Genomic DNA, 14,194 nt, shown 5'->3' on the forward strand with positions numbered 1-14,194 from the left:
ACTCGAGAGACGCTAGGGCTTACTGGCTCAGCGAGGTGTTCCAGAAGAAAGGCCAGGGCATGGGCTGATAGCCCTGCAGCTTGGACGAGCGCGCCGACAGCGCATTGAACTTGCCCACCTCGACAAAGGGCACCTCGTCATAGACGAGCGCCTGCACCTTGCCCCAGAGCGGGCCGCGCTTGGCCACATCGGGCTCGCCATTGAAGGCGGCGAGTGCGGCCTTCTTGGTCTCGGTCTCCCACCAGCCGGGGGCGCCGCTGCCCATCTGGGGTGGCGACAGCATCGGCTCTGGGAACAGGCCCGAGTGGGTCATGTAGACATCCCAGAGCTTGGCATCGTTGCGGCGCTGCACCAGGGTGGCCCAGTCCACCACCTGCAGCTCGGTCTTGAAGCCGGCGCGCTTCAGGTGCTCGGCCATCACCAGCGCCATGTTGTAGTGGAACTCATACTGACGGCTGGCCATGATGCGGATCGGCTCGGACTTGTAGCCGGCCTTGGCCGCCTGGTCCTTGGCCAGCTGCGGGTTCTTCTGGTTGTACTGCTTGGCACCGGCATCCGAGTAGTACGGCGTGCCCTTGGCAAAGAAGTTGGGCTCGGCGGCAAAGAAGCGCTTGTCGCCAAAACCAGCCTGCAGCATCTCGGCCGGGCCCATGGCCGTCTGCACCGCCTGGCGCAGTTCCTTCTTGGCCAGCACACCTTCCTTGGTGTTGAAGACGATATAGGGGAAGCCAAAGTTCTGCGTGACGATCGGCACCACATTGGGCGCGGCTTTTTCCAGGCGGCCTACCGATTCAACCTGCAGCAGATCGGCGTACTGGAACTGGCCCGAGAGCACGCCCTCGACCCGCGTCGTCGCATTGGGCACCGGCACAAAGCGCAGCTCATCGAGCTGGGCCTCGCGCTTGCCGGCGTAGCCACTGGCGGGCTCGCTGCGTGCGGCGTACTGGTCAAAACGCGCCAGCACGGTGAACTGATCGGGCTTGCGCTCCTTGAGCTTGTAAGGGCCGGTGCCGATGAAATCCTTCAGCACCGGTGCCACCACCTCCTTGGGCATGATGCCGGCCATGCCGCTGGGCATCGCCAGGTGGGCCAACAGCGGCGCATACACCGCCTTGAGCTTGATCTCCACCGTCTGCGGGTTCTTGGCCGTCATGCTGGCAATCTCCTGGCCCACCGCCTTGCCGCGTGCCGACACGTCCATCCAGCGCTGCAGCGAAGCGACCACGTCATCGGCCACCATGTCCTTGCCGTTGTGGAACTTGACGCCCTTGCGCAGGGTGATGGTGTAGGTCAGGCCATCGGCCGAAATGACCGGCATGGCCTGGGCCAGCATGGGCTGGATGTTCCACTGCGCATCAAAGGTGAAGAGCGGCTCGTAGACGTGCTGCATGATGGTGCCCACCAGGTCGGTAGAGCTGACCATCGGGTCCAGACTCTGGGGCTCGCCAATCATGGCCAGATTGGCGGCACCGCCCTTGTGGGCCGCCTGGGCCCAGGCGCTGCCCGCTGGCAGGCCTACGCAACCGGCAGCCAACAAGGCTGCGGCAAGCAGTTGGCGACGGGACGTGCGGACACGCGAGGCAAGGGCGTTCATGGGGCAGGCTTTCATCGAAGGGGTGAGGAAATTTTTTTACACCACAACCGCTAAAAACTGCCTTCAAATCGATTTATTGACAGATTTATGGGTTGTTGATGTAATATCTTTACACACAGGAGACCCACCCCATGACAGTAATTACCCTAGGCCAAGCCCCTCTCGCATCCGACCGTCTGGCCCGTCCGCTCTCGCCCGCCGTGCGCGCTGGCGACTTTGTTTTTGTCTCGGGCACCGTGCCCACCGATGACCAGGGCCAGGTCGTGCCCGGCGGCATTGAGGCGCAGACCCGCGCCGTGTTCAAGCGCCTGGAAGAGGCTTTGGCCTTGGGCGGCTGCACCCTGGCCGATGTTGCCAAGGTCAATGTTTGGCTGGACGATCCCCGTGATTTCGGCAGCTTCAACCGCGTCTACATGGAGTGCTTTGGCGACCACCGCCCAGCCCGCTCGACCGTGGAATCGCGCCTGATGATCGACGCCAAGGTCGAGATCGACGTGACGGCCTACAAGCCGCTGTAAAACCATAGGCGCTGGCGGAGCGCGCGCGCAGCAGGCGCGACAGCTGCCCGCTGCAGGCGCTTCTACAATGGCCCGCGCAGACCTTGTCTGCGCTTTTTTTGGCCCCTTTTCACCGCCCATGCCCAAGCCCCCATCCTTTACTGCCCGCGCGCCGGGCGACCCACGCCCCCGCATGATTGCCATCGACTGGGGCACCACCTCGCTGCGGGGCGTGCGCATCGATGCGCAGGGCCAGATCAGCGAGCGGCGCGCCCTGCCCCAAGGCATCCTGCAAGTGGCACCCGGCGGCTTTGCCAATGCGTTTGCGCAGCACTTTGGCGACTGGCTGGCCGAGGACCCGCATCTGTGCCTGCTGTCCGGCATGGTGGGCAGCCGCCAGGGCTGGCAGGAAGCGCCTTACTGCCCCTGCCCGGCCGATTTTTCCGCGCTGTGCCAGCAGCTGCTCTGGCTCGATCTTCCCCAGGGCGTGCCGACGGCCATCGTGCCGGGCATGAGCAGCCTGGCGCAAAGCCAGGTCGATGCCGTGCATGGCGTGCCCGATGTGATGCGCGGTGAGGAAATCCAGGTCATCGGCGCGCTGGCGTTGATGGGCAGCCGCGACGGCCTGCTGCTGCTGCCGGGCACGCACAGCAAATGGGTGCAGGCACAGAACAGCAGCATCACCGGCTTCAAGACCTTCATGACCGGCGAGCTGTTTGCGCTGCTGGCCCAGCACTCCATCCTGGGCAAGACCCTGGACAGCAGCGCCCCGCTGGACGAGGCCGCCTTCATCCAGGGGCTGGAGCGGGCGCAGAGCGCCGACAGCCTGAGCCACCTGCTGTTTGGCGCGCGTGCGCTGTCGCTGTTTGACGCACTCGACCCCGCCCAGTCGGCCAGCTACCTCTCCGGCCTGCTGATTGGCCAGGAGCTGCGCACCATGCCGACGGCTGCGGGCAGCCGCGTCGCCGTCATCGGCTCCAGCACCCTGGTGCAGCGCTACAGCCTGGCACTGCGCCATGTGGGCTGCGAAGCGGTCGCCTTTGGCGATGAAGCCACCTGGGCCGGCCACCAAGCGATTTACGACCACCTGACCCAGACGACCTCATCCACACCGCAGTCACTGCCACCCCAGCCATGAACCTGATCCAACAATTCCAGGCCCTGCAGGCCAAGCTGCCGCTGATCGCCATCCTGCGCGGCCTCACCCCCAGCGAGGCCGTGCCCGTGGGTGCCGCCTTGCAATCGGCCGGGTTTGGCCTGTGGGAAGTGCCGCTGAACTCCCCCGAGCCGCTGGAGAGCATTGCCGCGATGCGCGAGGCCTACCCCCATGTGCTGGTGGGCGCCGGTACGGTGCTGACGCCCCAGCAGGTGCGCGATGTGCATGCCGCCGGCGGCCAGCTCATCATCTCGCCCAACTGCAACCCGGCCGTGATCGACGAGGCCGTCAAACTTGGCCTGATCAGCCTGCCTGGCGTCTTCACCCCGACCGAGGCCTTCATGGCGCTGGAGCATGGCGCGCATGGCCTCAAGATCTTCCCGGCCGAGCTGGCATCGCCCGCCGTCGTCAAGGCCATGTTGGCCGTGCTGCCCAAGGGCAGCAATATCTACCCCGTGGGCGGCATTGCGCCGGACAATATGGCCCCCTGGCTGCAAGCGGGCGCGGCCGGTTTTGGCATTGGCTCGGCACTGTTCAAGCCCGGCAAGACGGCCGCACAGGTGCGTGTGGATGCGCTGGCGTTTGCAGAAAACTTTCGCGCTTCAAAGGCCGGCTGATCCGCTGATATCTAGCCCGTAAAAAAGGCCTGCGCCCCGTAACGGGAGCAGGCCTTTTGCTTGGGCGAAGCCTCGTGCTTATTGCATCTGCTGCAGGTTGCCGATGCGAACCAGCATCTCGGTAAACATCTGCATATCGGCTTGCAGATCCGGCACTTCCTTGTACTCCAGCGCGTTGTGTGCGGTGTACTTCTTGCCGGGCATCGCAGGGCCAAAGTTGATGGCATTGGGCATCAGCTTGGCGGTGGTGCTGCCGGCGGTGGGCACGGGCTTGGCATCCAGGCCGGTGGTGTCGCCAAAGATGTTCAGCAGGGTCGAGAGCCAGGCGCCCTTGGGATCGCGGGCCATCCAGTTGCCTTGGCTGTAGTCGATCTTGACGGGCACCTTGGTGGCAGTGCTCCAGTTGGCAATGCCCTTTTCCACTTCGGCCTTCAGCTGCTCCGGCGACTTGCCGCGCGGCATGCGGGCATTGGCGGTCACTTCCAACTGGCCATTGCCGGGCTTGATCAGGTTGGGCGAGATGGTCAGTGGGCCCATGAAGTCGTCCGCGTAGGCAACGTTCAGGCCCTTGCCAAAGTAGTCCATGCCAAACACACCATTGATGTAGCGCACCGCTTCGCTGTACTGGTTCTGCTGCACCAGGGGCTGGCCCTGGGCGGGCATCAGCGCCGATTGCAGCAGCAAGGCCAGGCGCGGCACGGGGTTCACGCCTTCTTCAGGGCGCGAGCCGTGGGCAGAGGTGCCGGTCACCTTGATATCGATCTTGTTGGCACTGCTCACCAGGTCCACGCTGAACTTGCCAAACTGCTGGTTGCTGGCCACAAAGCCATCCTTGGCGGTCTGCAGCTTTTGAGCTACGGCGGCCAGCGCGGCGGCATTGCCAGCCTCGATGGTTGCCGTGGCCGTCTGGGCAATCGCATTGGCCGATGCGGCACCCGCCATCGCGGTGATGGCCGGTTGTTGCGGGTCGGTCTTCACATCGGCAAAGCTGGCCTTGATGGCGCCAGTGCCTTTTTCGGCCACCACCGCCGGGTACTTGCTGTCGAGCACGATGTTGTAGTCGGGCAGCTTGGTCTTGTCGCGGTAGTACTTCATCGCATCGCCACCGGTCTCTTCGGTGGTTTCGATCATCAGGCGGATGCCGCGCTGCAAAGGCAGCTGCGACTGCTTGACCGCCTTCATCGCGTACAGCACTGTGGCGATCGAGCCCTTGTCGTCGATGGTGCCGCGTCCGTAGAGCTTGTCGCCCACGCGGGTGACCTTGAAGGGGTCGAGCTGCTGGCCATCCACCACCCATTCGGCCGGCACCACCGGCACCACATCCGCATGGGTCAGGATGCCGAACTCTTCCGTGCCCTTGCCCGGCAGAGTCACTTCAAAAATGCGGTTGTCCACATTGCGGTACTGCAGGCCAAAGTCCTGGGCCATCTTTTCCACCATGCGGCCAAAGTCGATGATGGCCGGGCTCTCATGTGGCGGCACCTTGGCGTCGCGCACCGTGGGCAGCGCCACCATCTGGTTGATGCTGCTGAGCACCTGGTGCTCTTGCGTCAGGCGGGTGTAGAGGCCCAGCAGGCGGGCCACATTGGCCAGGTCATCGCCTTGCAGCAGCGCGCCTTGCGTGTAGCGCTGCACCGCAGGGGCCAGGCGCGCATCCTGCTTGGCGGCGTTCTGCAGAAACTGTGCAAAGGTCGCCGGCGTCTTCACTGCTTCGGCGGCGATCGCATCCAGCGCCGGCTTTTGCAGCAGCTGGGCCTGGGCGCCGGCCGCTGCCAAGGCAATGCCCAAGGCGATGGCGGTGTGGCGGAATACGGTCTTCATAGCAAACCTCGTCTCTTATTTTGGAAAACCGAAAGAATAGCCGTTTTCCGCCCCGCCCCACGCCAGAAAACGCCGCCAGCACCACGCAGAACATGCCGAACATGCCCGCTTGGTATCGGATGCAGACAGCCATACTGGCGCACCCACCTTCAGGAGCTGTGCGGCGCCTGGATCAGGCGTATTTCTTGGCCCCCGCCACGCAGACCACGGCCACCAGGGTCACGACCAGCATCGACCAGCTGACTTGCTCATGCAGCAGCACGGCGGCCAGCGCCAAACCCATAAAGGGCTGCAGCAGCTGCAGCTGGCCGACCGCCGCAATGCCGCCTTGCGCCAGGCCCCGGTACCAGAACACAAAGCCGATCAGCTGGCTGAAGACAGCCACATAGACAAAGCTGAGCCAGGTGGCGCTGCGCACATGCGCCAAGCTGGCAGGGGCCAGCCACAGCGCCAAGGGCAGCATCAGCGGCAGCGACAAAATCAAGGCCCAGCTGATGACCTGCCAGCCGCCCAGCGTGCGCGACAGGCGGGCGCCCTCGGCATAGCCCATGCCGCAGACCAGCACGGCGGCCAGCATCAGCAGATCGCCGCTCAGCGTGCCTTGTCCGCCGCCCAGAGCGGCATAGCCCGCCACCACGGCAGCTCCCGCCAGCGAGAAGACCCAGAACAGCCTACCGGGCCGCTCACCGCCGCGCAGTACCGCAAAAATGGCGGTGGACAGCGGCAGCAAGCCGATAAAGACGATGGAATAGGCGGAAGTCATGCGCTGCAGCGCCAAGGCGGTCAGCAGCGGAAAACCCACCACCACGCCCAGGGCCGCAATCGCGAGCGATGGCACATCGGCTGCCGCAGGCCTGCGCGCACGCTGGGCCAGCAAGAAGGCACCACCCAACAGCGCCGCCACCACGGCGCGGGCACAGGTCAAAAAACTGGGGTTCAAATCCGCCACCGCCACCCGCGTGGCCGGCAGCGACCCGGCAAAAATCGCCACCCCGACCAGGCCATTGACCCAGCCGCCCGTACTTTTCTCCATGCAAGACTCCTTGATCGAGCCAGGAGTACACCATGGGGCCTGCATTGCGCACCAGACACAGTGCAGTACAGTTCAAAGAAACTGTTATCAATGAAAAGCAATACAGTGGATGGAGGACTGCGCAAAAAGGCAGCAGTCAGCGGCCCGCCGTGGCTTGGTTCAAGGCCCGGGCCAGCACCGCAAACACCCGCTCATCTGCGCACTGCGACACATTGAATCGCACATAATCCCCCGCCGACTGCGACTGGCTGAAGGAATTGCCAGGCGCCAGCACCACCCCTTCCTGCAGGCAAGCCTTTGCCACCGCTGCCGCATCGGCGCCTTGCGGCAGGCGGCACCACAGAAACATGCCGGCCTGCGGCACCAAGGCGGGCTCTACCCGCAGCTTGCGCAGCCGCTGCGCCACCTTCTCCATGTTCTCGGCCAGGCGCTGGCGCACCAGGTCCATGTGCTTGCGGTAGCCGCTGTCGGTCAGGGTTTTCAGGATGATGTCCTGCGCCAGCCGCCCGGCACCAAAGGTGGTGGCCAGCTTCAGATCGACCAGGCCCTCAATCCATTCGGGCCGCGCCGCCAGGTAGCCACAGCGCACCGAGGCCGAGATGGTCTTGGAGAAGCTGCCGATCTGGATCACCCGCGCCAGCCCATCAAACGCGGCCAGCCGGGGCGCATGCTGGTTCTCGAAGTCGGCAAAGATATCGTCTTCCACAATCACCAGGTCCGAGCTTTCCACCAGCTTGAGCAGCCGGTGCGCAACCAGCGGCGACAGCGCGGCACCCGTGGGGTTGTGGATGCCGGCATTGGTGATGTAGAGCCGGGGCTGGTGCTCTTGCAGGGCCTTGTCGAACAGCTGCACATCAGGGCCCTGCGGGGTGTAGGGCACGCCCACCGCCTGTACCTGGTGCGCCTTGAGCAGCGCATGGAAGTTGAAATAGCAGGGGTCATCGACCAGCACCTTGTCGCCAGGCTTGAGCAGGAAGCGGCACACCAGGTCGATGGCCTGCGTGCCCGACTCGGTCAGCATCACCTGCTCGGGCGACACCTCAATGCCCGTGGCCGCCATGCGCCTGGCCAGCAGCTGGCGCAGCCCCGGGCTGCCCAGCGGCGTGGCATATTCGGTCAGCTCCGCCAGCGGCCCCCTCGCCTGCGCACGCAGCGCGCGCCGAATGCCCTCTTCAAACATCCAGTCCGGCGGCAGCCAGCCGCAGCCCGGCCGCAAGGTGGTCTGCGCACTCTCCAACGATTGGCGCGACACCCAGAGCGGATCAACCACCCGGTCCAGCTTGGGCCCCAGCTCCAGCAGCGCCAGCGGCGCCACCGGCCCGTTGACATAAAAACCCGCCCCCGGCCGCGCAACGACCAGGCCCTCGGCCGCCAGCCGCTCATAGGCCTCCACCACCGTCGATACCGACATGCCCAGCAGCCCCGCCTGCTGCCGCACCGATGGCAGCCGCGTGCCCGGCAAGTAGCTGCGCGAGGCCATACCGGCACGCACATGTGCCATCACCTGCTGGATAAGGGTCCCGTTGCGCGCCATCGTCCGCTCCACTGTTCTGCTAAAAACGCCATAACGGTGGAGCTTAATTGTTATTGGATGCCGATGCCAGCCATGGGCCGAGCAATGCCCATGCGCGGCTGCGCCGTGCACGCCTCAGGGCCCCAGCACAGCAGGCCTGTGCATAATTCCACGATGATCACTATCCGCCCCTCCCGCCCCGAAGATGGCCCACGCGCCGTCGAGATATGGCGCCAGGCTGTAGACGCCACCCACCACTTTCTGCAACCAGAGGACCGCGCGGCACTCGATGCGCTGGTCAGCAGCTTCCTGCCCCAGGCGCCGCTCTGGCTGGCCGTTGATGCGCAGGACCAGCCGCTTGCCTTCATGCTCATCGACAACGGCCACATGGAAGCCCTGTTCGTACACCCCGCCGCCCGAGGCCAAGGCCTGGGCGCCGCGCTGGTGCGCCATGGGCTGTCACTGCATGCGGAGATGAGCACCGATGTCAACGAGCAGAATGCGCAGGCGGTGGGCTTTTACGAAAAGATGGGCTTTCGGCGCACCGGGCGTTCGGCGGTCGATGGGCAGGGGCGACCTTATCCGCTGATCCATTTGAAGTACGGCGGTGCTTGATAAGGCAGGCAAGCCCCAGCCCAGCGCGCATCGTTACCGCCCCGCTTCGCTGGCTGCCGCCTGCGCCAACGCCGGATGCCCCGGCAGCACCTCCAGCAAATAGTCCACAAAGCTGCGCACCTTGGCCGGCACATACTGCCGGTCGCGGAAGCAGGCAAAAAAGTCCAGCGTCACATCTTCGAGCTGCAGCGGGCCCGGTGCGGCTTTGCGGCCCTTGCGTGTGGGCTGCAGCACCAGCGGCACCAGCCGCCCCTCCTGCACATGGCGCTGCGTGATAAAGCTGCCGGCCCAGACGATGCCGCCACCGGCAACCGCCAACTCCACCAGCGCATCGATATCGGTGCCAATGGCGGCAATGCGCAGGCCAGGATCTACCCGGCGGCCATCGCGCACAAAGGGCCAACGCATAAAGCGCCCGTCCCGCTCTCGGCGGTACAGCAAGCAGGCATGCTGCAGCAGATCCTCGGCCACCTGCGGGCGGCCATGCTTTTCCAGATACGCGGGCGAGGCATACAGAAAGCGCGGCATGGCCGCGAGTGGCCGCACCGACATGCCGGGCTCCAGCACATCGCGGTAGCGGATGCTGACGTCCACATCCTCCTTGAGCACATCGACATCGCGGTCGGTCACCAGCAACTCCAGCTCCAGCTGCGGGTGGCGCGCCTGGAAGGCCGGCAGCAAGGGCGCCAGCACATGGCGCCCAAAGGCGGCCATGCAGGCCACGCGCAGCCGCCCTTGCACAACGCCATGCACCAGCGACACATCGGCCTGCGCGCGCGCCAGTTCATCCAGCACCGGCGCCACCCGGGCCAGGTAGCGCTCGCCCGCTTCGGTCAAGGCCATGGAGCGCGTGGTGCGCGTGATCAGCCGCGTGCCCAACTCGCGCTCCAGCCGCGCAATGTTCTGGCTGGCCGCCGCCGGAGAGATACCCAGCTGGCGTGCAGCCGAGGCGATGGAGCCCCCTTCCAGGGCTTTGACAAAGATGTCGATAGCGCGCAGATTCGTCATGAATGTGAATGTATCTCCAAACCCGTTCGTAAATCCAGATTACGAGTTCTGCAAGCCGGCGCCCTCTACCGCAGCGACTGCCGCATGCGTACAGTGACATCCAAGGCAGCGGGCCAAGGGGCCCGGCCACGATGGATTTGGAGCCAGCTATGCAGAATGTGATTGAGGCAGTGACGCCCAAGGGCGATGTGGTTTTTCGGGCAGCGGATGGGAGCTATATCGTCGCCCAGCAGATCGATGCCAAGCCCTTGAAGCAGGCGCAGATCCTGGAAGGTGCGCTGGAGACCATCGGCATCGAGACTGCGACGGATGTGGCGACGGGGCTGCGCTACGAGTTCTTCATCGCCGGCTATGGGCTGTCGCGCGAAGGGGCCTTTGGGGCGCCGGAATAAGCGAATCCAACGCAGCGCTTAGAGCAGCTTGAACCCGCGCGCGACCACCGCCTGGCGCAGGTTCTCTCGCCCATCCATGTATTCAAACTGGTTCGAATAGACCACGGAATCCTTCCAGGTCCATTGGCCCATGCCAATGCCCTCACGGAACTTGTGAAACTCCGCTTCGTATGCCTCCAGCCCTCGCATCGACTGCGCATGGTCGTAGCGGTTGTGGTGCAGCACCACCTGCTGCGGTGGGCGGGGGCGCACGGTCTCTGGCTTGTCCGGCCGCTGGGCGGGGCGCCCCACCACCAGTCCAAAGCAGACAAAGCTGCGCTGCGGCAGTTGGATGAGTTCGGCCAGCGCCTGGGCCTGGTTGCGCACGGCGCCAATGTAGACAACGCCCAGGCCCATGGATTCGGCCGCGACCACGGCGTTCTGTGCCGCCAGCGCCGCATCCACCGTGGCCATCACAAAGGCATCCAGGTAGTCATGGACGAGCGTGCTCGCGCCCGCTTCGCAGCTGATGCGGTGGTTGCGTGAGAGGTCGGCCACCCACAGCAGCACCAACGGTGCCTGCTTGATAAAGCCATTGGCTTGCTTGTCCTTGCCCGATGCCAGATCGGCCACCTGGGCCTTGAGCTGCGGATCACTCACCGCCACCACACTCCACTGGTGCAGATTGGATGAGGTCGATGCCGACTGCGCTGCCGCCACCATGCTTTCCAAGGCGCCAGGCGGCAGAGGGTCGGGCAGGTAGTCGCGCACGGATCGGTGCTGCAGCAGCGCCTCGATCTGGGCGTTCCAGAGCAGTGGGCTCGGTTTGGTCTGCGCGCCATAGCGCAGCTCAAGCAGCGCGTCTTGCGGGGTCGATGGATGGTGCATGGCAATGTCCTTGGCTAAAGACCCAAGCGTAGATCGCCAGACCAGCAGCATTTGCGCGCAAGTTCGCCATCTTTATCCACATGGATGGACAATACCTACACCCCGCCCACCCTCAACATCCAAGCCATGGACCACCTTCTGAGCATCCGCGTCTTCCAGCGCATTGTGGAGACTGGCTCCTTCACCCAGGCCTCAACGCATCTGGGCCTGCCCCGCTCCACCGTCAGCAAGGCCTTGCTGGATCTGGAAGCCCACTTGGGCAGCCGCCTGCTGCAGCGCACGACCCGGTCGGTCACGCTCACCGTCGAAGGCGCCGAATACTACCGCCGCATGGCCCGCGTGACCGCCTCACTGGACGAGGCCGATGAGGCCTTGCGCGGCATGGGCACAGCGGCCACCGGTCGCCTGCGCATTGATGTCTACTCCTCCTTCGCCCACCATGTGCTCATCCCCGCGCTGCAGTACTTTCGGGCCGAGTTTCCCGAGGTGCAACTGGCCATCGGCATCAGCGACCGGCCGGTGAACCTGGTTGAAGAAGGGGTGGATTGCGTGATCCGCGCTGGAGAGCTGCCCGACAGCTCGATGGTCGGCAAAACCATCTACAAGGACCGCTATGTGACCTGCGCAAGCCCTGGCTACCTGCAGCGCCACGGCACACCGCAAACGCCTGAGGAACTGCGGCAGCACCACCCCTTGGTCGGCTACTTTGGTGCCGCCACCAGCGAGGTCTGGCCGCTGAGCCTGCGCAACAAAGGCAGCCACCACCAGCTCAGTTGCTTTGCGCTGTACTCCAACGACAGCGCGGGCCAGATCGCCATGCTGGCCGCTGGCCTGGGCATTGGCCAGACCCACCGCCTGGTGGTGGAACCGATGCTGCAGTCAGGCGCCTTGGTCGAGGTGCTGCCCGACTGGAACGGCCATACCTTGCCCATATCGCTGATGTATCCCTCCGCCAAGCGGATGAATGCGCGTGCCAAGGGCTTTGTGGAATGGCTGGGGCGGTATTTGAAGCGGGAAATGAATCGATAGCCATGAGGATCTAGCCTGCGTTTCCGATCCAGGTCAAACGCCCAGCTCAGTCCGCAGGCGGCGCCAGCTGCGCCCGCAAAGTAGCCAGGATTTCCTCAGACAGCGCCGGGTTGCCCGCCGCCGTGGCACGGGCCAGCGCCAGGGCCCCCACCATGCTGCTGAGCGTCACGATGGTCTGGGCGCGCTTGCTGGCACCATCGCCCTGCACGACTTCCATAAAGCGCTGGATATTGCGCTCCACCCCTTGCGCAAAGACTTCGGACATCTCCGGGCCTGCGCGGGCCGCATCGGTGGCCAAGGCGGCGGCGGGGCAGCCTTCGCCCGGGTGGTCGCGGTGGTTGGCCGACAGATAGCCATGCACCAAGGCGCGCAGCCGGGCGGCAGGTGCATCGTCAGCAGCTGCGGCATCCAGGCCTTCCAGTGGCGTGATGGTCCAGTCAAAGGCGCGCAGGCAGGCCTCTCTGGCGAGGGCATCCTTGGACGCAAAGTGGCGGTAGAGCCCGCCATGCGTCAGGCCCGCATCGCGCGTGATCTCGGCCACGCCCACGCCCTCCAGGCCCTTTTCTCGGTAGAGGCGCGCAGCGGCATCCACGATGCCTTCGCGGTTTTCGGCTGCTTGTGCTTTGCTGACTTTCATGCGTTAGATGATACCCATCATCAAAACTCATTTATGATGACGGACATCATCAATAAGGCTGGGCGCTCGTTGTACCACGATGGCGCCCAACCGCGAAAGCTGCCATATGGATCGTCGTGTCGTCATCACCGGGCTGGGCCTGGTGTCACCCCTGGGTTGCAATGTAGAGCTGGCCTGGCAGCGCTTGCTGGCGGGCCAGTCGGGCGTGCGCGCGCTGGCTGCCGAGGTCGGTGAAGGCACCGGCGTCACCGTCGCTGGCCGCGTACCCAGTTTGCAAGAAGACCCGCAAGCCGGCTGGAGCGCCGAGGCCATCATCGCCGCCAAAGAGCTGCGCCGCATGGACCGCTTTATTGCCTTTGCGCTGGGCGCCGCAGACCAGGCGCTGGCGCATGCGCAGTGGGGCCAAGCCAGCGCCGAGCAGTTGGAGCGTGCAGCCACCGTCATCGGCTCCGGCGTGGGCGGCTTCAGCACCATCACCGACGCGGTACGCACCACCGATGGCAAAGGGCCGCAGCGCCTCTCGCCCTTCACCGTGCCGGCCTTTCTGGCCAATCTGGCCGCCGGGCAGGTCTCCATCCGCCACCAGCTCAAGGGCCCACTGGGCGCGCCAGTCACCGCCTGCGCCGCCAGCATCCAGGCGATTGGCGATGCGGCACGCTTGATTCGCAACAACGAGGCGGACATGGCACTGTGCGGTGGCAGCGAGGCCACGATCGACCGCGTGGCCTTGGGCAGCTTTGCCGCCGCCAAGGCCGTCGCTACCGGCGGCGAGGACCATCCCGGCCAGGTATCCCGGCCTTTTGACATGGCGCGCGAAGGCTTTGTGATGGCCGAAGGCGCAGGCCTTCTGGTGCTGGAGGCTTTGGACCATGCACTGGCGCGCGGCGCCACACCGCTGGCCGAAGTCCTCGGTTATGGCACCTCGGCCGATGCCTACCATGTCACCTCCGGTCCCGAAGATGGATCAGGCGCCGCCCGCTCCATGCGCGCCGCCTTGCGCCAGGCGCAGCTGCAGGCGGGCGATATCCAGCACCTCAATGCCCATGCCACCTCCACCCCGGTCGGCGATCGCGGCGAGCTGGCTGCCATCCGCCAGGTGTTTGGCGCCGGCACGGGCCCATCCATCACCGCCACCAAATCGGCCCTGGGCCATATGCTGGGCGCCGCCGGCGGGGCTGCTGCCATCTTTACCGTCTTGGCCTTGTGCGACCAGATCGCGCCGCCCGTTCTCAATCTGGACAACCCGGACCCCTTGGCTGAGGGGCTGGATCTGATTCGCGGCAGTGCGCGGTCGCATGCGATCGAGCATGCGATGCTCAATGGGTTTGGGTTTGGGGGGGTGAATGCTTCGTTGGTGTTGAAGCGGTTTGGAATTTGAGGCGATGTGAGTCAGGCGCCACCTGATACCTGAGAGA

General features: G+C 65.0%; 14 protein-coding genes. 7 read left to right on the forward strand and 7 right to left on the reverse strand.

From position 1 onward, the window contains the following. Nucleotides 1-19: 19 nt before the first annotated feature. Nucleotides 20-1,594, reverse strand: coding sequence for an ABC transporter substrate-binding protein (locus EDF71_RS02720; protein ID WP_243854144.1), 1,575 nt, complete (start codon nucleotides 1,592-1,594; stop codon nucleotides 20-22). A gap of 131 nt (nucleotides 1,595-1,725) precedes the next feature. Between EDF71_RS02720 and EDF71_RS02725 the strand changes: the two genes are divergently transcribed. The 3 genes from EDF71_RS02725 to EDF71_RS02735 all read left to right on the forward strand — a co-directional run bounded on the left by EDF71_RS02725 (nucleotide 1,726) and on the right by EDF71_RS02735 (nucleotide 3,864). Then, nucleotides 1,726-2,112 carry a RidA family protein gene (locus tag EDF71_RS02725; protein ID WP_133855106.1) on the forward strand — a complete coding sequence of 129 codons (387 nt, stop codon included), beginning with the start codon at nucleotides 1,726-1,728 and terminating at the stop codon, nucleotides 2,110-2,112. 118 nt (nucleotides 2,113-2,230) lie between these two features. Continuing rightward, nucleotides 2,231-3,229, forward strand: a complete 999-nt coding sequence (locus tag EDF71_RS02730) for a 2-dehydro-3-deoxygalactonokinase (protein WP_133855107.1) — start codon at nucleotides 2,231-2,233, stop codon at nucleotides 3,227-3,229. Next, complete coding sequence (locus tag EDF71_RS02735) at nucleotides 3,226-3,864, forward strand: 2-dehydro-3-deoxy-6-phosphogalactonate aldolase (protein ID WP_133855108.1); 639 nt, start codon at nucleotides 3,226-3,228, stop codon at nucleotides 3,862-3,864. The genes EDF71_RS02730 and EDF71_RS02735 overlap by 4 nt, the downstream gene beginning before the upstream one ends. A gap of 78 nt (nucleotides 3,865-3,942) precedes the next feature. On the opposite strand, the gene EDF71_RS02740 is transcribed toward EDF71_RS02735, so the two are convergent. The 3 genes from EDF71_RS02740 to EDF71_RS02750 form a co-directional block, all read right to left on the reverse strand. Beyond that, a complete protein-coding gene (locus EDF71_RS02740; RefSeq protein WP_133855109.1) occupies nucleotides 3,943-5,685 on the reverse strand; it encodes a dipeptidase in 1,743 nt (580 codons plus the stop codon). Nucleotides 5,686-5,857: 172 nt separating this feature from the next. Beyond that, nucleotides 5,858-6,718, reverse strand: a complete 861-nt coding sequence (locus EDF71_RS02745) for a DMT family transporter (protein ID WP_133855110.1) — start codon at nucleotides 6,716-6,718, stop codon at nucleotides 5,858-5,860. 136 nt (nucleotides 6,719-6,854) lie between these two features. Next, nucleotides 6,855-8,252, reverse strand: a complete 1,398-nt coding sequence (locus EDF71_RS02750; RefSeq protein WP_133855111.1) for a PLP-dependent aminotransferase family protein — start codon at nucleotides 8,250-8,252, stop codon at nucleotides 6,855-6,857. Nucleotides 8,253-8,405: 153 nt separating this feature from the next. On the opposite strand from EDF71_RS02750, the gene EDF71_RS02755 reads away from it, so the two are divergent. After that, nucleotides 8,406-8,846 carry an acetyltransferase gene (locus EDF71_RS02755; RefSeq protein WP_133855112.1) on the forward strand — a complete coding sequence of 147 codons (441 nt, stop codon included), beginning with the start codon at nucleotides 8,406-8,408 and terminating at the stop codon, nucleotides 8,844-8,846. Nucleotides 8,847-8,879: 33 nt separating this feature from the next. On the opposite strand, the gene EDF71_RS02760 is transcribed toward EDF71_RS02755, so the two are convergent. Then, complete coding sequence (locus EDF71_RS02760; RefSeq protein ID WP_133855113.1) at nucleotides 8,880-9,854, reverse strand: LysR family transcriptional regulator; 975 nt, start codon at nucleotides 9,852-9,854, stop codon at nucleotides 8,880-8,882. Between the two features lie 149 nt (nucleotides 9,855-10,003). Between EDF71_RS02760 and EDF71_RS02765 the strand changes: the two genes are divergently transcribed. Continuing rightward, a complete protein-coding gene (locus tag EDF71_RS02765) occupies nucleotides 10,004-10,246 on the forward strand; it encodes a hypothetical protein (protein WP_133855114.1) in 243 nt (80 codons plus the stop codon). Between the two features lie 18 nt (nucleotides 10,247-10,264). On the opposite strand, the gene EDF71_RS02770 is transcribed toward EDF71_RS02765, so the two are convergent. Then, complete coding sequence (locus EDF71_RS02770; protein WP_133855115.1) at nucleotides 10,265-11,113, reverse strand: nitroreductase family protein; 849 nt, start codon at nucleotides 11,111-11,113, stop codon at nucleotides 10,265-10,267. Nucleotides 11,114-11,239: 126 nt separating this feature from the next. On the opposite strand from EDF71_RS02770, the gene EDF71_RS02775 reads away from it, so the two are divergent. After that, on the forward strand, nucleotides 11,240-12,142 hold the full coding sequence (locus EDF71_RS02775) for a LysR family transcriptional regulator (protein ID WP_133855116.1): 903 nt from the start codon (nucleotides 11,240-11,242) through the stop codon (nucleotides 12,140-12,142). A 46-nt stretch (nucleotides 12,143-12,188) separates the two neighbouring features. Here EDF71_RS02775 and EDF71_RS02780 read toward each other — a convergent pair whose 3' ends face one another. Beyond that, nucleotides 12,189-12,779, reverse strand: coding sequence for a TetR/AcrR family transcriptional regulator (locus EDF71_RS02780; protein ID WP_133855117.1), 591 nt, complete (start codon nucleotides 12,777-12,779; stop codon nucleotides 12,189-12,191). Between the two features lie 106 nt (nucleotides 12,780-12,885). On the opposite strand from EDF71_RS02780, the gene EDF71_RS02785 reads away from it, so the two are divergent. Beyond that, nucleotides 12,886-14,157 carry a beta-ketoacyl-[acyl-carrier-protein] synthase II gene (locus tag EDF71_RS02785; protein WP_133855118.1) on the forward strand — a complete coding sequence of 424 codons (1,272 nt, stop codon included), beginning with the start codon at nucleotides 12,886-12,888 and terminating at the stop codon, nucleotides 14,155-14,157. Nucleotides 14,158-14,194 lie beyond the last annotated feature (37 nt).

Source organism: Comamonas sp. JUb58, from assembly GCF_004364775.1.
GTDB lineage: Bacteria > Pseudomonadota > Gammaproteobacteria > Burkholderiales > Burkholderiaceae_C > Comamonas.